The organism is Mycobacterium sp. SVM_VP21, assembly GCA_024758765.1.
Classification (GTDB): Bacteria; Actinomycetota; Actinomycetes; order Mycobacteriales; family Mycobacteriaceae; genus Mycobacterium; species Mycobacterium heraklionense_C.
Genome location: CP101406.1, coordinates 1,783,309 through 1,800,049 on the forward strand (window position 1 = coordinate 1,783,309; position 16,741 = coordinate 1,800,049).

The following is a 16,741-nucleotide window of genomic DNA, read 5'->3' on the forward strand; positions in this document are numbered from 1 at the left end:
GGTCAGGCGGCGAAGAGCCGCCGCGAGCAGTCCAGCAGCATCCGGTGCAGTTCCTCGTTGGGAATGTCCGAAGCCGCGGGATCGGCCGCCGCGCCAAGAATTCCGGGCACCAGAACAGCGTTCGCGATGAGGGTGGCCGGATCGGGTTGGGGTCCCGCCAGGATGGACTGTAAGCGCCGTGAGGCGTCCCGGAATTCTCCGATGGCCTCGACGACCCCCACCACGGCGGGATCGGTGTGGACCAGGGCCGTCGTGCGGCGGTGACGGACCGCCAGTTCGATGATGCCGCTGATGGTGGCCTCGCGCTGGACCTCGCGGGAGTCGATGGCCTCGGCGATGGTGACCACCCGGGCAATGTCCTCGAACACCGGGCGAAACACCGCGACGACAATGTCGTTCTTGCAGTGGAATTGGTAGTACACCGCCGACTTATTGACGCCCAATCGGTCGGCGATCATCTGCAGCGACGTACCGCTCACCCCGTGCTCGGCGAACAGCCCTTGCGCGGCCTCTAGTACGCGCTCCCGCGCGAAACCACGCGGCGACGTCGGCTTCGCCACTCCCATGCCTCCCTGCTCGGATCGACCGCTCACGGGCGTGAGCCACGTCGCGCAGTTTCACTGACCGATCGCTTGATTCTACTTTACTGATCGTATAACTTGACCTTCCGTCACGCTTAACCTCAGATCTGGGCCGAAAGGGGCGTCGCTGATGCTGAACCCACAGGTGCACAGGCTTTCCCGGCCTGAATCGGTCACGCCGGGCGATGGTCCGATGACCCCGGGTGTCACCGCGTATGTGGTTGACGCGCCGGAGATAGCGGCCGGCGACCACCCGTTGTTCGATGCGATCGCCGAACTGGGCGCCACGGCGAATCGGTTCGCGTCCGACACCCATGTCCTGGTGGTGGTCAGCAAGGCCACCGCCAAGACCGGGTCCGCTCGATGAAGGCGCTGCGGCGCGCGTGGATGCCACTGCTCATCGTGGTGGTGGTGGTGCTCGGGACGCTCACCGTCCTACGGTTGCGCACCTACTTCGGCGGCGACAACTCGCACCTGATCAGCACCAAGGTCGACGACACCAAGCCGTACAACCCGAAGGTCGTCACCTATGAGGTCTTCGGCGAACCCGGCGCGACCGCCGACATCAGCTACCTCGACCTGGACAGCAAGCCGCAGCGCGTCGACGCCGCGACGCTGCCCTGGTCGGTGACCCTGAGCACCACGTTGTCCGCGGTATCGCCGAACCTCTACGCGCAGGGCAAAGGCTCCACCCTGGGCTGCCGGATCAGCATCGACAACGAGCTCAAAGACGAGAGAACCACCACCGGCGCCAGCGCCCTGACCTTCTGCTTGGTGAAATCTGCATGAGCACTTCCACGGAGAACTTCCCGCCCGGGGCGCCGACCGAGGTGATCGCCGCTGTCACTGACCACGCCCAGCCCGGCCGGATTGCCAAATGGATTCGGCGGCTGGCCATCCCGATCATGCTGGGCTGGATCGGGATCATCGTCTTGGCGAACGTGACCGTTCCCCAGTTGGAGAAGGTCGCCGAGATGGCCGCGGTCCAGATGACCCCGGACGAGGCGCCGTCGATGATCGCGGTCAAACGTCAGGGCGAGGTATTCAAGGAGTTCACCTCCAACAGCTCGGTCATGCTGGTCCTCGAGGGCGACGAGCCGCTGGGCGCCGACGCCCACCACTACTACGACCAGATCATCGACAAACTGAAGGCCGACACCACCCACGTCGAACACATCCAGGACTTCTGGGGTGATCGCCTGACCGCCGCGGGAGCCCAGAGCCCAGACGGCAAAGCCGCATACGTGCAGATCTATACCGCGGGTAACCAGGGCGAGGCGCTGGCGAATGAATCGGTCAAAGCGGTCAACCAAGCAGTCGACAGTGTCACCGCACCACCGGGCGTCAAGGCCTATGTGACCGGCGGCGCGGCGCTGGCAGCCGATCAGGACAAGGCCGGCACCCGCAGCATGCACATGATCGAGGGCCTGACGTTCGTCGTCATCATCACCATGATGCTGGCGGTCTACCGATCAATCACCACCGTGGCGTTGGCGCTGGCGATGGTGGTGACCGGTCTGGCGTCGGCCCGGGGCATCGTGGCCTTCCTGGGCTATCACGGGCTGATCGGGCTTTCGCCGTTCGCCACCAGCCTGTTGGTCACACTGGCCATCGCGGCAGCCACCGACTACGCGATCTTCCTGATCGGCCGATATCAGGAAGCCCGCAGTGCTGGTGAAGACCGGGAACAGGCGTACTACACCATGTTTCGCAGCACCGCCCATGTGGTGCTCGGTTCGGGCATGACCATCGCGGGTGCCACCTTGTGCCTGCACTTCACCCGGCTGCCCTACTTCCAGTCACTGGGCATTCCGCTGGGGATCGGCATGACGGTCGTGGTCATCACCTCGCTGACGATGGGGTCCGCCGTCATCGCGGTGGCCGGTCGGTTCGGCACCCTGTTGGAGCCCAAGCGGGCCAACCGGGGACGCGGCTGGCGGAAAATCGGTGCGGCCGTAAGCCGTTGGCCGGGGCCGATTCTGATCGCCGCCACCGCGGCAGCCCTGGTCGGCATCCTCGCGCTGCCCGGATACAAGCCCGGCTACAACGACCGCGCCTACATGCCCGCGGATCTACCAGCCAACCAGGGCTTCCTGGCCTCCGACCGCCACTTTCCGTCCGCGCGGATGAACCCAGAGATGCTGATGATCGAAACAGACCACGACATACGAAACTCCGCGGACTTTCTGGTGATCGAGCGAATCGCCAAGCGAGTCACTGGGGTAGAGGGAGTGTCCCGGGTCATGTCCATCACCCGGCCGCAGGGCATTCCGATGGAGCACTCCACCTTCGGCTACCTGCTCGGGATGCAGGCTGTCAGCCAGGACATGACCCGCAAGTTCAACGACGATCGCACGGCGGACATGCTGGCCCAAGCACAGGATATGCAGGTCAACATCGACACCATGACGAAGATGATCGAGCTCATGGAGGAGATGAACGCCACCATGGGGCGCATGGTCGGCAAGATGCACCTGATGGTCGACGACATCGAAGAACTGCGCGACAAGATCGCCAACTTCGACGACTTCTTCCGGCCGATGCGCAGCTACTTCTATTGGGAACCGCACTGCTTCGATATTCCGGTCTGCCACTCGCTGCGGTCGGTCTTCGATGCCATGGACGGCGTGGACACCATGACCGACAACTTCAAGCAGATCGTCCCGGACATGGACGCGATGGCCGCCCAGCTGCCGCAGATGCTCACGCTGATGCCGCCGATGATCCAGATGATGAAGAACGCCAAGGCAATGATGCAGGCTACGTACGCCACCCAGAGCGGACTGGCCAAGCAGGCGCAGGAAGCCCAAGGAGATCCCGCCGCGATGGGGGACGCCTTCGACAAAGCCCGCAACGACGACTCGTTCTATCTGCCGCCGGAGATCTTCGACAACGCCGAATTCCAGCGCGGCATGAAGAGTTTCATATCGCCCGACGGGCATGCCGTGCGGTTCATCGTCAACCACGAGGGCGATCCTCTGAGCGCAGAGGGCATCAAGCACATCGACGCGATCAAGCTCGCCGCCAAGGAAGCCATCAAGACCACCCCCTGGGAGGGCTCGAAGATCTACGTCGGGGGTACCGCCGCGATGTTCAAAGACATGCAGGAGGGCTCCAATTACGACCTGATGATCGCGGGCGTCGCGGCGTTGTGCCTGATCTTCATCATCATGCTGATCATCACCCGTGCCGTGGTGGCCGCGCTGGTGATCGTGGGCACCGTGGTGGTGTCGCTCGGCAGCGCCTTCGGCCTCTCGGTGTTGCTGTGGCAGAACATCATCGGACTGCAGGTGCACTGGATGGTGATGGCGATGGCGGTGATCATCCTGTTGGCGGTGGGTGCCGACTACAACCTGTTGCTGGTGTCCCGCCTGCGCGAGGAGATCCACGCCGGGCTGCACACCGGCATGATCCGGGCGATGGGGGGCAGCGGCTCGGTGGTGACCGCCGCGGGACTGGTGTTCGCCTTCACCATGATGACGATGGCGATCAGTGAACTGCGGGTGATCGGTCAGGTGGGCACCACCATCGGCTTGGGGCTGCTGCTTGACACCCTGATCATCCGCTCGTTCATGACACCGTCGATCGCGACGCTGCTCGGCAAATGGTTCTGGTGGCCGCAGGTGCCGCGGCTGCGGCCCAAGCCCGCTCCCTGGCCGGCGCCGTTGCAGCGCAACCCAAGCGACGAGCTCGTGGAGTCCGGTGGCGGAGCGCATCGGGGAGGTTGGTGATGAGGTTCGGGTCCCTGGCCGTGTTGGCAGGTGTGTCGGCGGCAATCTTTCTCGCGGTACCGGCGCACGCCGATGTCGATACCGATTTCGCCGGCCGGTTGCACGGCTACGGGATCTACGGGGCGCGTGACTACAACGCCTGGATCGGCAAACTCACCTGCAAGCGCTTGGCCAACCACGTCGACCGCGACGCCTTCGAGTCGGCGACCTTCGTCGGCAAGAACATCAAGGGTGCCGACTCCCAACAGGTCTGGCAGTTTGTGGGTACGGCGCTGAGCACCTACTGCCCCGACAAGCTGACCGTTCTGGAACAGGCCGGAGTTACCCGATGATGCGCAACCCCTGGCATTTGGTGATACAGGTTCTGGCAGTAGGGCTTCTGGCCGGTATGGCCGCGGCGGGGACCGCGTCGGCGGATGCGACGGAGAACTTCCCGATTCCCAACCGGATGCTGCACACCAGCTGTACCGCCGAACAGATCATGGCGGCCGCCCGCGATGTCGTGCCGGTCTACTACGAGCGCTACATGATCGACTACAACAACAAGTCCCCGCAGGTACATCAGGCGGTGCAGGACCGGATTCACTGGTTCTACTCCATGGATTACTCGGGCCGGCGCGCCTACTCGGAGAACCTGGCCACCGATATCTACTACGAGAACCTCGCGTTCGTGTGGCCGAACTGGGCCAAGCTGTTCTTCAACAACCATGGCGTCGCTGCCCGGACCACCGACGTGTGCCAGCAGTACCCCGCTGACGACATGAGGGTGTGGAACTGGACCTGACCCTTAGGTCAGCGGTTCGACCACTCGCCGCGCGATGGCCAGCAGGATCTCATGCAGTTCCTCGTCGGCGATGTCTTCGAGTTCCGGATCCGCTGCAGCGGTGAAGGTTCCCGCCATCAGCACGGTGGTGATGACGCGGGCCGTCGCATCCGGTTCGGGACCGTGCAGGATCGCCGCGGCGTCATCACCCACGGCCATGAAGTCTTCGCGGGATCGCACGGCGTGCTCCACGGCGCGGTCATAGAACAGGAATGTGAGCCGGCGGTATCGCACGGCGAGTTCGACGACGCCGCTGACCATTACGTCTCGCTTGCCCTGCTGGGTGGGCATGGCCTGGGCAATCTTGATGACTCGGACGATGTCGTCGAACATCGGCTCCACCAGCGCGATGACGATGTCGTCTCGGGAGCGGAACTGGTAGTAGACGGCCGGCTTACTCACGCCGAGCTGGTCGGCGATCATCTGCATGGACGTACCGCCCACGCTGTGCTCCACGAACAGGGCCAACGCCGCCTGCAGCACTCGCTCGCGCGCGGATCCGCGCGGTGCCACTGGCTTGGCCACGACAGTCCTCCTCCTCGACGCGGCCAGCCTATCGCGGTGCGGTTGGAGGCAGTCCTGCAACGACCCGGCTAGGCCGCAGCCTTGGCATGCCGGTGCTGACGTTCCATGGTGGCGAAGTAGAAGGCATAGGCGAACGCGCAGCTGGTGAACAGACTCGACACGAAGTAGAGCCACGGTCGCCGCAGCCCACGGCGATAGCCGTCGACGATGGTGAACAACGGCAGCAGCACGACGTTGATGATCGTGTAGTCCTGGCTGGCCGAGCCGGCAGCCGGGTTGGTGAACATCAGCTGGATGTACTGCGTCCAGCTGCCCGGCCCCCAGATCGGATTGTGGTTGGGGCCGTGCGCGTATTCCTGGACGAACCGGATGTTGAAGTACCAACCCAGCACGATCGAAGCGATACCGATCGCGTAGTACACCATCTCTAGAAGTGAGAAGGCTTTGCCCCCAGAGGGTTTCGCGAAGACCGCGCGGTTGGACGCCACGATCCACCAGATAGTCGCCAGGCCGAGCACTGCATGCACGATGAGCGAGATCATGCGGTCAGTCTCACCACGCGCCGCAAGTTTTGTCAATAATGACATTTTGGGCGGTTGAGCGCTGAGGTACGTTTACCGGCATGCCTCGAGCGCCCCAGACCGCCCGCAGCGAACGCACCCGCGAAGCGTTGCGCCAGGCCGCGCTGGTCCGCTTCCTGGCGCAGGGTGTGGAGGACACCTCCGCCGAGCAGATCGCCGCCGATGCCGGGGTGTCACTGCGGACGTTCTATCGGCACTTCACCTCCAAGCACGACCTGCTGTTCGCCGACTACGACGCCGGGCTGCAGTGGTTCCGCAGCGCCCTGGCCGCCCGCCCGCCCGCCGAGCCGATGATCGAGGCGGTCCAGGCGGCCATCTTCGCCTTCCCCTACGACGTCGAGGCGGTGACCCGTATCGCCGCGTTGCGTGCCGAGGAGCTCGATCCAGAGCGGATCGTGCGCCATATCCGGCAGGTGGAGGCCGATTTCGCCGACGCGGTGGCCGAGCGATTGCGGGCTACCGCGGCGGGCGAACCGGCTGACCCGCTGCGGGTGGCCGTGACGGCCCGCTGCATCGCGGCTGCTGTGTTCGCTGCGATGGAGGTCTGGATGCTGGGTGCCGACCGCTCACTGGCCGAGCTGGCCCGGATGTGCCGCGCCGGGCTGGACTCGCTGGGCAATCTCTAGTTACGTCAATATTGACAAAACTATCCACGCGTGCCAGCGTTCCTCCGAAAGCGGGAAGGGGCGGATGAATGACCGATTACGACGCGATCGTCATTGGCGCCGGACACAACGGCCTAGCCGCGGCGCTCATCCTGCAGCGCGCCGGACTGCGCACACTGTGCCTGGAGGCGGGGCGCTACGCCGGGGGGATGGCCTCGACGGTGGAGCTGTTCGACGGCTATCGGTTCGAGATCGCCGGCTCGGTGCAGTTCCCCACGTCGGCCGCGGTCAGCGCGGAACTGGGCCTCGACTCTCTGGAGAGCATCGACCTCGAGGTCATGTCGGTGGCGATGCGCGGCGTCGGTGACGACCCGCTGGTCCAGTACACCGACCCGATGAAGCTGTTCGCCCACCTCAGCGAGGTGCACGGCGCCGAGGCGGTCAACGGCATGGCCGGGTTGCTGGCCTGGAGTCAGGCGCCCACCCGGGCGCTGGGTCGGTTCGAGGCGGGTCGGGCGCCGAAATCGCTCGACGAGATGTATGCCTGCGCCACGAATGAATTCGAGCGATCAGCCATCGACGACATGCTGTTCGGATCGGTCACCGACGTGCTGGATCGTTACCTGCCCGATCGGGAGAAGCACGCGGCGCTGCGGGGCTCCTTCACCGTGCTGGCCGTCAACACCCTCTACCGCGGGCCCGACACCCCCGGCAGTGCCGCGGCACTGGCCTACGGACTGGGTGTGCCCGACGAGAACACCGTGCTGATGAAGAAGCTGCGCGGCGGAATCGGCGCGCTCACCGGGCACCTGTGTGACACGTTCACCGGCCTGGGCGGACAGCTGCGGCTGCGCAGCGCGGTCGCGGAGATCCTGGTCGCCGATGGGGCGGTCGGCGGGGTGCGCACCGAGTCCGGCGACATCGTGAGCGCACCGGTGGTGGTGTCGGCGATCGCTCCCGACGCCACCGTCACCGGACTGCTCGACGCGGCTGCGGTTCCAGACGACGTCCGCGCCCGCTACGCCCGTACCGATCATCGCGGCAGCTATCTGCAGATGCATTTCGCGTTGGATGAGGCGCCGGTGTTCGCTACGCCCTACGAGGCGCTCAATGACCCCGCCATGCAGGCCTCGGTGGGGATCTTCTGCACCCCTGAGGAGGTGCAGCAGCAGTGGGAGGATGCGCGCCGCGGCATCGTCCCGGCCGATCCGACCGTGGTGCTGCAGATCCCGTCGCTACACGATCCCGAGCTGGCCCCGCCGGGCAAGCATGCGGCGTCGGCGTTCGCGCTGTGGTTCCCCATCGAGGGGGACGGCAACTACGGCGAGATGAAGGTCGAGATGGGGCAGCGGGTGATCGACAAGATCACCAGGTTGGCGCCGAATTTCGAGCGCAGCGTCACTCGGCACACCACCTTCACCCCGCGTCATATGGGCACCATGTTCGGTGCGCCCGGCGGCGACTACTGCCACGGCTTGCTCAATCCGGATCAGATCGGCCCGAACCGGCCCGGGCCGCGGGGATTTCTCGGCCAGCCGTTACCGGTGGCAGGACTGTATCTGGGAAGCGCGGGTTGTCATGGCGGGCCGGGGATCACGTTCATCCCCGGCTACAACGCCGCCCACCAGGTGTTGGCCGACCGCTGAGCGTGGTAGGCGGCAATTACCGCTGGGCCGCCAGCAGCTCGTCGAGCAGTGCCCGGAACGTGTCCGGATCCGCCGGGGTGAATGCCGGATGCGGCCACGGGTCGCCGTGCAGCTCCAGGGTGATCAGGGTGGACCGCGTTGGGCGCTTGATGTCCAGCGGTAGCCAGCGCCGCAGATCCGAGCTGCCCCAGATCCGGAATCGGTGGGTCAGCATGCCCAGCGGCTCCGCGCGGTAACCGCGGATCGCCGACAGCGGGATCACCTTCGCGGTGCCGGAGGGGAAGTGATAGCGGCGCAACGTGATCGCCCGGCGATCCAGGAGCACTAGCCCATCATCGTAGGAGCCGTAGGAGTCGCCGGTCACAGCTTCTCGCAACGCAATTCGTGGCCCTTGGCGGTCAGGCAGCGGCCGGACTTGAGGTCCCACTCCCAGCCGTGCTGATTGCAGGTGAGAATGTCGCCCTCGACCACCCCGAACTTCGACAGGTCGGCCTTCATGTGCGGGCAGCGACGCTGAACCTGCCAGTCGCCCAGAGTGATGGTTGCCGAGTCGTCGTGACTCTCGCCGAACCAGCCTTCGGCGTAGACGATCCGGTCCTCGGTCAGGCACTTGAAGAAGGTGTAGAGGTACTCGTTGTAACCGCCGACCCGCCACGCCCTGAACCGGGTGGACAAGAAGATGGTGTTGACCCAGTCCGGTTCGCCGTCGCGCAGCACGGTCCGCACCAGCTCGGGCGGAATGCCGAACCCGTAGCGGAACTTCTCGCCGGGAATCGGCTCGCGCACCATGCGTTTGGGGAAGTCCAGCACCACCGTCTCGGTGTGGCCCTGCCCGTCCAGCACCAGCTCGACCGGGTAGCCGATGCCGTCGCAGATCTCGTTGCTGCGGGCCATGATCGGCTCGAACAGGGCGCGCAGCGGCTCGAGCATCGCCGGACCGGCCGCCGGCGCCCAGGACGCCTTCTCGGCGGCCAGCACCGGCGCCATCCGATCGGCGTAGGCGGCGATGTAGTCCGCCTTGCCGGTGGTGAAGATGGCCTCGACGTCGGCGTCGTCCAGCGGGTGGCTCAGCGAATCCAGTTGCGCTCCGGTGAAACTCGCGGTGCTCCCCGGAATCATCAACAACCCGCCGTCGTGGCCGTTACGGCGCAGCTGGTCGAGGAACACCATCTCGTCGGGGAAGATGTTGGCCGGATCGCCGTGGTCGTCGTTGAGGTAACGCAGCTCGGAATCCAGGAAACATGGCGGTCCCGCCGACGGCACCACCCAGGTCGCCCCGACGTGGGTGATGTATTGGCGGGCGCGGTCCATCTGCCGCTGGCGCTTCTGGGTGCCGAACGCCTCCTTGGCCCGGGCCGGCATGTCATAGACCATCGGGTACCAGATCGCCCCGGAGTACTGCACCAAGTGCACGTCGATCGCGTCGAAGGCCTGGAGCACGTCCAGGTCGATCGGGCGGGAGTCGTTCATATTGAAAAGGGTCGTTACACGGTCCGAAATCACCAGGCCGGAGTCGCCGATCGGGCCGTCGGCCGGGGCGCGCAGCGCGATGATCATCACGTCCAGATCGCCCTTGGGGCCGGACACGGTGTGCCGCTGCGAATCGGTCGTCTCGAAGAACCGGTGAAAGCCCAGCTCTTCCAGCTCGCGGCGCAGATCGGGCACGGGGTAATCGGGCAGCAGCACCACCGCGTCCTTGTTGACGTGCGCCGCCAGGTGCCGTGGGTCGAAGTGATCGTGGTGCAGGTGCGAGATGTAGAGGTAGTCGCAGTCTCCGAGGGTGTCCCAGTCCAGCGCCGAGTTGTCCGGGAACGGGAACCACGAGCCGAAGTAGGCCGGATTCACCCACGGGTCGCACAGGATGCTGCCTGCGGCGGTCTCGATCCGGAAGCCGGCGTGCCCGACGCTGGTGACCTGCACTAGTTCCTACTCCCGACGCTGTAAGAGATCCCTCTCGAGCTTACCGGCGGCCGAGCCGGCGTCATCGCCTAGGCTTGAGTGCTGTGGAGGCTTGGTACGGCGGTGTCGCCGCCGCTGCGCGAACCCTGTGGCGCTATGAGGGTCTGAAGATCATCGTCACCGGCCGGGAGCACATTCCCGCCACCGGCGGCGCGGTGGTCGCGATCAACCACACCGGCTACTTCGACTTCTTGTTTGCCGGAGTGGCCTCCTACGACGCGAAACCACGGCGCTGGGTGCGCTTCATGGCCAAGAAGGAGACCTTCGACAACCGCTTCACCGGCCCGATCATGCGAGGCTGCAAGCACATCGCGGTGGATCGCAGCCAGGGCGCGGAGTCCTATGCCACCGCGGTCGCCAAGCTGAAGGCCGGCGAACTGGTCGGGGTCTACCCGGAGGCGACCATCAGCCGCAGCTTCGAGCTCAAGGAGTTCAAAAGCGGCGCCGCACGGATGGCGATCGAGGCGCAGGTGCCGATCATCCCGCATATCGTGTGGGGCGCCCAGCGGCTGTGGACCAAGGACCACCCGAAACAGCTGGGCCGCACCAAGGTGCCGGTCACGGTGACGATCGGTGAGCCGATCCCGCCCACGCTCCCGGTCGACGAACTGCGTGCCCTGCTGCAGGCCCGCATGCAGCACCTGCTCGAACAGGCGCAGGACTCCTATCCCGACGACCATCCCGGCGGCGCCTTCTGGGTGCCGCGGAGCCTGGGGGGCAGCGCCCCCACGCCCGCTGAGGCGCTCGAACTCGATGCGGCCGAAGCGGTACGCAGGGCCGAGGAGCGGTCCGCCGGCCAGAAGAAGCCGCCGAGAACGACGGGCGTCGCGGAGTAGCACTGACATGCAGCCGGTCTTTCGCGCGCTGGAACTCACTGCACTGAGCGCGGTGAGGGTTGCCGGAGCGCGGATCGACTACCTCGGCCTGGAACACATCCCAGCTGAGAGCGGTGCGGTGATCGCGATCAACCACACCGGCTACGTGGACTTCCTGCCCGCGGGGCTGGCGGCGTATCACCGCGGCCGCCGGATGCGGTTCATGATCAAAGCCGAAATGCAGCAGGTGCGGCTGGTGAATTACCTGATCCACCACACCGGCACCATCCCGGTGGACCGTGGGGCCGGCGCCGACGCCTACCAGCACGCGGTGACCGCGTTGCGCTCCGGCGAAGTGGTGGGCGTCTACCCCGAAGCCACCATCAGCCGCAGCTTCGAGCTCAAGGAATTCAAATCCGGGGCGGCCCGCATGGCCCTAGAGGCGCAGGTGCCGATCGTCCCGTTGATCGTGTGGGGTGCCCACCGGCTGTGGACCAAGGATCACCCAAGGGCGCGGTTGGTGCGCAGCAAGATTCCGATCACCGTCCTGGCGGGCGAACCGCTGGCCCCATCCGGTGACGCCGCCGCGCTCAGCGCCCGATTACGCGAGCGGATGGCGCCTCTGCTGGCTCAGGTGCAGCAGGAATACCCGCACCCCGCCGGCGAGTTCTGGGTGCCCCGGCGACTCGGCGGCGGCGCGCCCACCCCCGACGAGGCTAGGGTTGCCGAAGAGCAGGAGCTGGCGGAACGGATGCGCAAGCGCGCCGGTGAGCGCCGGCCCGACCCATCTGGCACGGAGCAGTAGAGCATGGCAGAACCCTTCTTCCGGGCGCTGGAGATCGTGGTCCCGCGGCTGGCGAACGCCAACGGGCCGCATGTGACCTTCGACGGCCTGGAGAACATTCCCGAGCACGGCGGGGCGGTGCTCGCCGTCAATCACACCAGCTACTTGGACTGGTATCCGGCCTCGATCGCGGCCTTGCGGCGGCACCGCCGGCTGCGGTTCATGATCAAGGCCGAGATGACTGAGGTCCCGGTGGTCAACTACGTGATCAAGCACATCAAGTTGATCCCGGTCGACCGCTCCGCCGGGGCCGGCGCCTACGACGAAGCGGTGGCGCGGTTGCGGCAAGGCGAGCTGATCGGTCTGAATCCGGAGGCCACCATCAGCCGCAGCTTCGAGTTGCGGGAGTTCAAGACGGGGGCTGCCCGGATGGCCCACAGCGCGGGCGTTCCGCTCATCCCGATCATCGTCTGGGGAATCCACCGGATCTGGACAAAAGACCACCCGAAGCATCTATGGCGCAACCATATTCCGGTGCTGGCGAAGATCGGTGAGCCGATGGCTGCCGCCGCTGATGTGGCGGCGACCACCACTGAGCTGAGGAACACGATGGCGGCGATGCTCGAAGCGGCGCAACTGGAGTACCCGCATCCAGCAGGGGCCTACTGGGTGCCACGCCGGCTGGGGGGCAGCGCGCCCACCATGGCCGAGGCGTTGGAGATGCGGGCAGCTGAGCTGGCTGAGCGTGATCGCAAACGTACCGAGCAGGCCCAGGGCGGACGCCTGCGGCGGACACTGGCCGAACGGAGTTCGCGCTGATGCAGCCGCACGGCGGACCGCCCGCACTGATCGCCAGCGACGTCGACGGCACCCTGCTCGACGACACCGAGAACATCACCGCGCGGACGCGCGACGCGGTGCACGCAGCGGTGGACTCCGGCGCCCGCTTCGTACTGGCGACCGGACGCCCGCCGCGGTGGATCGCGCCGGTAGTCGACGCACTCGGGTTCGCCCCGATGGCGGTGTGCGCCAACGGTGCGGTGCTCTACGACCCTGCCACCGATCGGGTGGTCTCGGCCCGTACGCTCTCGGCGGACAGTCTGGTCAAGCTGGCCGAGGTCGTCGGCCGCGCCCTCCCGGGGGCGGGTCTGGCCGTGGAGCGCATCGGCGAGAGTGCGCACGACGCGGCCACCCCGCAGTTCGTCAGCTCGCCGGGTTACGAACACGCTTGGCTCAACCCCGACAACACCGAGGTGTCTTTCGAGGACCTGCTGTCGCAGCCGGCGATCAAGCTGTTGGTTCGCAAGGCGGACATGTCCAGTGCCGCCATGGCGGAGCAGCTGCAGGCCCACATCGGAACGGCCGCAGAGCTGACCTACTCCACCAATCACGGGCTGATCGAGGTGGTGCCGGCGGGCATCACCAAGGCCAGCGGGATCGAGGAGCTGATCGCGCCGCTCGGCATCGGCATCGAGCAGGTGGTGGCGTTCGGGGATATGCCCAACGACCTGCCGATGCTGGTGCGTGCGGGGCACGGCGTGGCGATGGGCAACGCCCACCCGGACGTGCTGGCGGCGGCCGCCGAGATCACCACACCCAATAGCGACGACGGCCTGGCTCGGGTGCTGGAGCGGATTTTTCGGCGATGACTCTGCGTCCACCAGGCACTGCACTCGAACTTCTGCCTGGTACACGCAGAGTCAACGGTGGTTAGCCGGCTCCGAACGGGTCGATCACCCGCGAGAAGCGCTCGAGTTGCACCGGCGGGCCCTCCGGCGGAGGCGGCGGCAACACCTCGGCGTTGCCGTCGACGACCCGGATGACCGTCGCGCTGGCCCGGTTGTAGTTCAGGGTGCCGTGCTGGAAGTTCTGGCCCACCCACTCCGGTTCGGCGAGCTCGGCGCTGGTCGGCAGCCCGAGCACGCCACGCTCATAACCCAGCGATGCCCAGGCGTCGTAGATGGCCCCGGTGATCGGCTGCGCGCCGGTCTCCGGCGACCAGTAGACCGCGCCGTGTTCGAAGGTGGCGTACTTGGTGGACCCCTCGCCGATCGCCTCCGGGGACGTCGGGGCGCCGAGCATGCCCTCCGCGCCGCCCAGTTCCATCCAGCGGGTGTGGATGGCGCCGCCCTCCATCACCCGGGCGAGGTCTTCGGGCCCGGGCGGTTCGTTGAACCGGGCGGCGATCTCCCGAATCTCGTTGAGTGCGACGTAGCCCTGCTCGCCGGGGCACTCGGTCGCGTCGAGGTCGCGGTGGCCGATGATCGAGGGCAGCATCAGTGACGCACCACGCGGGAAGTGGGTGAACGAGCCGCCGGCGGAGACCAGCTGCGTGACACCGCGTGGATCGGTGCGGTCCAGGCCCAGCCGCCAGCCCAACAACCGGCCGACCGTCTCGAGTTGGATCGGCGGGGGAGGTGCGTCGTCGAAGGTGCCGATCATGGACACCCCCCAGGTGTTGCTGTTGAACCCGCCCGCGTGGCTGCCCATGATGCCCCGGGCCAGACCGCCGGCCCGGCCCTCGAAAACCTGGCCGTACTTGTCCACCAGTGCGTTGTAGCCGATGTCGCACCAGCCCAGGGTGCGGGTGTGATAGGCGTAGATCGCCCGGATGATCTCCGCGGAGTCTTCGGGGGCGTAGTCGTTGGAGCCTGCGGTGTGGTGCACCACGGCCGCGTGGACCGGGCCGCTCTCCACGGGCTTGCCGCACCGGCCGTAGGCGCCCGCGCCCCAGTGGCTGCGCGGAATGATGTTGGGGGGCTGGCCCGGGCCCAGCACCGCCTTGGGCGGTTGCCACTGTGTGTCGGCCGGGGCCTTGGGCGGCGTGATCAGCACCGCGGAGACGTTCTGGGCGAAGGGTTGCGCGGCGGTGGCCGGCACATAACCGAGATCGCCCGGGGCGGAGTTCCTAGGGGCCGGCTCCGACTTGGTTGGGGAGCCCTTGGTTGTGGCCGGCCCTTTAGCCTTGGGCTTGGGTTGAGCTGGATCGCCGGTTCGGGTCACCGCGATCTGTACTGCTGTGGTCCGGCCGACGAACACCGGTTCGGTCCCGTCCGGGCCGGGAGCGGGTGCATCGGCCGGCCGGGGGCCCGGGGTCTCCTGCTTGGTCTCGTGCGCGGTCGCATACCAGGGCCCCCAGGACCCGTCGGCGCGCTTGGCGCGGATCCGTGCCGACGTGCCGCTCAGGTCGGCGCCGGTGAGCGCGACCATGGTGAACGGTTCGTCCTGGGTGATCTCGCGGACGGTGACGCCCGGTTCCAGGTTTGGCAGCGGCTGCTGGTTCAGCTTGGTCGCGGCAGCGCTGGGGGGCGTCTCAGAGGCGTCGATCGACTTGAAGCCCGACCCGGAGTTCAACGCCCACGGCAGGATCAGCACGGTCGCGAGAGACGCGGTCAGCTTGATCGTCGGCGGGGGACGACGACGGGTTGGCACGTGCTGATGTTACGTATGTGTCATGTGTTGTTGGTGATGCGACACGCGTCCTCCAACACCGGCCGCTTTCCTGGGCATTGTTAACGGCACCGCAGAGTCTTCCGGTGCCCGCCGGATGCGGGCTGACTCTGCGGTGCCGTCGGGGCGGAACAGCTCCGCTGTTGTGTCTGGTTAGGGCAGCGGCGGGGCCGGGGCGGCAACTGCCGGTCCGGCCCCCTGCGCGGCCTGCGCGATGGACGGGATCACCACACCCTTGAGCAGGTCGATGGCCTGTCCGGCGCCCAGCTGGTTGGCGGCGCTCATCAGGTCGCTGACCAGACCGCCGCTACCGCTGCCGCTCTCCGGCATGCCCAGGGACGGGTCGCCGAGGATCGGGTAGGTGCCGTCCAGGCCGGGGTCCAGGCCCACCGGCGAGGTGAGCGGCAGTCCGTCGGACCCGAGCAGGCCGGTATCCGGGCTGGTCAACCCCGGGCTGGTCAACCCCGGGCTGGTCAGGCCGGGGCTGGTCAAGGGGCTGGTCAGGCCGGGGCTGGTCAATCCCGGGCTGGTCAAGCCGGAATCGGTCAGCGGAGGCGTGGTCAGGCCGGGTGTGGTCAGACCAGATGTGGTGGACACACCGGGCGTGCCCAGCGGCGGCGTCGACAGTGACGGAGTGGTCAGCGACGGGTCAGTGAGCCCCGGCGTGCCCAGCCCGGGCGAGGTGAGCCCCGGTGTGCCCAGTCCGGGCGAGGTGAGCCCCGGTGTGCCCAGTCCGGGCGAGGTGAGCCCCGGCGCGCCCAGGGACGGGTCGGTGAGGCCCGGTGCGCCCAGCCCCGGTGAAGTCAGGCCGGGGTACATCCCCGTCGAGGCGGCTCCGTTGGTGAAGCCGGGCACCGGCGGGAGGTTCACCCCGAACTGGGACAGCCCCTGGGTGAGGGCGGTGATCAGCTCACTGGGCAGGTCGGCCACGGACGAAGCCGCGACAAAGTCATGGTGCTGGGGCGCGCTATTGTGGGCGGCCAGCTCGGACACTGCGACAACTGCGAACGGACTCGCGACCGCCAGGGCGGCGACTGCGCTCATGGTTGTCGAGAGCCTGCGTCGACGTCGGTTCGGCACGGAAGTCTCCTCAATATGTTTTGCCGTCAGGCCCCGCACTGCTTCTCCGCTTCGGGGGCCGTCGTGGCGCTTACTGCGCTTGCATCTGTCCTACGTGACCGACGGTACGCGTGTGACTCGTGTTAAAAGAGTGACGAGATCGAATCGTGAGGGAACCGCTA

18 protein-coding genes are annotated in these 16,741 nt (G+C 66.8%); 11 read left to right on the forward strand and 7 right to left on the reverse strand.

All coding sequences use genetic code 11. The features are described from left to right. Positions 1 to 2 precede the first annotated feature (2 nt). The gene (locus NM962_08495) at positions 3 to 560 is read right to left on the reverse strand and encodes a TetR/AcrR family transcriptional regulator (GenBank protein UVO14623.1); all 558 of its coding nucleotides are present in this window, start codon (positions 558 to 560) and stop codon (positions 3 to 5) included. A gap of 151 nt (positions 561 to 711) precedes the next feature. Here NM962_08495 and NM962_08500 point away from each other — a divergent pair, with 151 nt between their 5' ends. Genes NM962_08500 through NM962_08520 form a run of 5 tightly spaced genes read left to right on the forward strand, consistent with a single transcriptional unit; the run spans position 712 to position 5,096 of the window. Next, positions 712 to 948: a hypothetical protein gene (locus NM962_08500; protein UVO14072.1), complete on the forward strand. Its 237-nt coding sequence runs from the start codon at positions 712 to 714 to the stop codon at positions 946 to 948. Beyond that, complete coding sequence (locus NM962_08505; protein ID UVO14073.1) at positions 945 to 1,370, forward strand: MmpS family protein; 426 nt, start codon at positions 945 to 947, stop codon at positions 1,368 to 1,370. The genes NM962_08500 and NM962_08505 overlap by 4 nt, the downstream gene beginning before the upstream one ends. Continuing rightward, the gene (locus tag NM962_08510) at positions 1,367 to 4,312 is read left to right on the forward strand and encodes an MMPL family transporter (GenBank protein UVO14074.1); all 2,946 of its coding nucleotides are present in this window, start codon (positions 1,367 to 1,369) and stop codon (positions 4,310 to 4,312) included. The genes NM962_08505 and NM962_08510 overlap by 4 nt, the downstream gene beginning before the upstream one ends. Then, complete coding sequence (locus tag NM962_08515) at positions 4,312 to 4,644, forward strand: DUF732 domain-containing protein (protein UVO14075.1); 333 nt, start codon at positions 4,312 to 4,314, stop codon at positions 4,642 to 4,644. Before NM962_08510 ends, NM962_08515 begins: the two co-directional genes overlap by 1 nt. Further along, positions 4,641 to 5,096 carry a DUF5078 domain-containing protein gene (locus tag NM962_08520; protein UVO14076.1) on the forward strand — a complete coding sequence of 152 codons (456 nt, stop codon included), beginning with the start codon at positions 4,641 to 4,643 and terminating at the stop codon, positions 5,094 to 5,096. The genes NM962_08515 and NM962_08520 overlap by 4 nt, the downstream gene beginning before the upstream one ends. 3 nt (positions 5,097 to 5,099) lie before the next feature. On the opposite strand, the gene NM962_08525 is transcribed toward NM962_08520, so the two are convergent. Both NM962_08525 and NM962_08530 read right to left on the reverse strand, forming a co-directional pair. Then, on the reverse strand, positions 5,100 to 5,660 hold the full coding sequence (locus NM962_08525) for a TetR/AcrR family transcriptional regulator (GenBank protein UVO14077.1): 561 nt from the start codon (positions 5,658 to 5,660) through the stop codon (positions 5,100 to 5,102). A 68-nt stretch (positions 5,661 to 5,728) separates the two neighbouring features. Beyond that, positions 5,729 to 6,202: a DUF2834 domain-containing protein gene (locus tag NM962_08530; protein ID UVO14078.1), complete on the reverse strand. Its 474-nt coding sequence runs from the start codon at positions 6,200 to 6,202 to the stop codon at positions 5,729 to 5,731. A gap of 80 nt (positions 6,203 to 6,282) precedes the next feature. On the opposite strand from NM962_08530, the gene NM962_08535 reads away from it, so the two are divergent. Next, positions 6,283 to 6,867, forward strand: a complete 585-nt coding sequence (locus tag NM962_08535; GenBank protein UVO14079.1) for a TetR/AcrR family transcriptional regulator — start codon at positions 6,283 to 6,285, stop codon at positions 6,865 to 6,867. A gap of 68 nt (positions 6,868 to 6,935) precedes the next feature. Continuing rightward, positions 6,936 to 8,492, forward strand: a complete 1,557-nt coding sequence (locus NM962_08540) for an NAD(P)/FAD-dependent oxidoreductase (GenBank protein ID UVO14080.1) — start codon at positions 6,936 to 6,938, stop codon at positions 8,490 to 8,492. A 16-nt stretch (positions 8,493 to 8,508) separates the two neighbouring features. Here NM962_08540 and NM962_08545 read toward each other — a convergent pair whose 3' ends face one another. Together NM962_08545 and NM962_08550 are read right to left on the reverse strand one after the other, a co-directional pair. Beyond that, a complete protein-coding gene (locus NM962_08545) occupies positions 8,509 to 8,856 on the reverse strand; it encodes a hypothetical protein (protein ID UVO14081.1) in 348 nt (115 codons plus the stop codon). Beyond that, the gene (locus NM962_08550; GenBank protein ID UVO14082.1) at positions 8,853 to 10,412 is read right to left on the reverse strand and encodes an MBL fold metallo-hydrolase; all 1,560 of its coding nucleotides are present in this window, start codon (positions 10,410 to 10,412) and stop codon (positions 8,853 to 8,855) included. Before NM962_08550 ends, NM962_08545 begins: the two co-directional genes overlap by 4 nt. An 83-nt stretch (positions 10,413 to 10,495) precedes the next feature. On the opposite strand from NM962_08550, the gene NM962_08555 reads away from it, so the two are divergent. From NM962_08555 to NM962_08570, 4 genes are read left to right on the forward strand one after another with little or no spacing between them, the layout of a single operon-like run. Beyond that, positions 10,496 to 11,287: a 1-acyl-sn-glycerol-3-phosphate acyltransferase gene (locus NM962_08555; protein ID UVO14083.1), complete on the forward strand. Its 792-nt coding sequence runs from the start codon at positions 10,496 to 10,498 to the stop codon at positions 11,285 to 11,287. A gap of 7 nt (positions 11,288 to 11,294) precedes the next feature. Next, positions 11,295 to 12,071 carry a 1-acyl-sn-glycerol-3-phosphate acyltransferase gene (locus NM962_08560; GenBank protein UVO14084.1) on the forward strand — a complete coding sequence of 259 codons (777 nt, stop codon included), beginning with the start codon at positions 11,295 to 11,297 and terminating at the stop codon, positions 12,069 to 12,071. A gap of 3 nt (positions 12,072 to 12,074) precedes the next feature. Beyond that, positions 12,075 to 12,869, forward strand: coding sequence for a 1-acyl-sn-glycerol-3-phosphate acyltransferase (locus NM962_08565; protein ID UVO14085.1), 795 nt, complete (start codon positions 12,075 to 12,077; stop codon positions 12,867 to 12,869). Beyond that, positions 12,869 to 13,699, forward strand: coding sequence for an HAD family hydrolase (locus NM962_08570; protein ID UVO14086.1), 831 nt, complete (start codon positions 12,869 to 12,871; stop codon positions 13,697 to 13,699). The genes NM962_08565 and NM962_08570 overlap by 1 nt, the downstream gene beginning before the upstream one ends. A gap of 61 nt (positions 13,700 to 13,760) precedes the next feature. Here the strand turns inward: NM962_08570 and NM962_08575 are convergent, their stop codons facing one another. Both NM962_08575 and NM962_08580 read right to left on the reverse strand, forming a co-directional pair. After that, positions 13,761 to 15,482 carry an N-acetylmuramoyl-L-alanine amidase gene (locus NM962_08575; protein UVO14087.1) on the reverse strand — a complete coding sequence of 574 codons (1,722 nt, stop codon included), beginning with the start codon at positions 15,480 to 15,482 and terminating at the stop codon, positions 13,761 to 13,763. A 171-nt stretch (positions 15,483 to 15,653) separates the two neighbouring features. Then, complete coding sequence (locus NM962_08580; GenBank protein UVO14088.1) at positions 15,654 to 16,580, reverse strand: hypothetical protein; 927 nt, start codon at positions 16,578 to 16,580, stop codon at positions 15,654 to 15,656. Positions 16,581 to 16,741 lie beyond the last annotated feature (161 nt).

Excerpts from the sequence above, each read along its gene's own strand:
- NM962_08505 (UVO14073.1), top strand. The coding sequence starts at position 945 with ATGAAGGCGCTGCGGCGCGCGTGGATGCCACTGCTCATCGTGGTGGTG.
- NM962_08530 (UVO14078.1), bottom strand. The coding sequence starts at position 6,202 with ATGATCTCGCTCATCGTGCATGCAGTGCTCGGCCTGGCGACTATCTGG.
- NM962_08500 (UVO14072.1), top strand. The coding sequence starts at position 712 with ATGCTGAACCCACAGGTGCACAGGCTTTCCCGGCCTGAATCGGTCACG.
- NM962_08510 (UVO14074.1), top strand. The coding sequence starts at position 1,367 with ATGAGCACTTCCACGGAGAACTTCCCGCCCGGGGCGCCGACCGAGGTG.
- NM962_08540 (UVO14080.1), top strand. The coding sequence starts at position 6,936 with ATGACCGATTACGACGCGATCGTCATTGGCGCCGGACACAACGGCCTA.
- NM962_08535 (UVO14079.1), top strand. The coding sequence starts at position 6,283 with ATGCCTCGAGCGCCCCAGACCGCCCGCAGCGAACGCACCCGCGAAGCG.
- NM962_08515 (UVO14075.1), top strand. The coding sequence starts at position 4,312 with ATGAGGTTCGGGTCCCTGGCCGTGTTGGCAGGTGTGTCGGCGGCAATC.
- NM962_08570 (UVO14086.1), top strand. The coding sequence starts at position 12,869 with ATGCAGCCGCACGGCGGACCGCCCGCACTGATCGCCAGCGACGTCGAC.
- NM962_08565 (UVO14085.1), top strand. The coding sequence starts at position 12,075 with ATGGCAGAACCCTTCTTCCGGGCGCTGGAGATCGTGGTCCCGCGGCTG.
- NM962_08560 (UVO14084.1), top strand. The coding sequence starts at position 11,295 with ATGCAGCCGGTCTTTCGCGCGCTGGAACTCACTGCACTGAGCGCGGTG.
- NM962_08520 (UVO14076.1), top strand. The coding sequence starts at position 4,641 with ATGATGCGCAACCCCTGGCATTTGGTGATACAGGTTCTGGCAGTAGGG.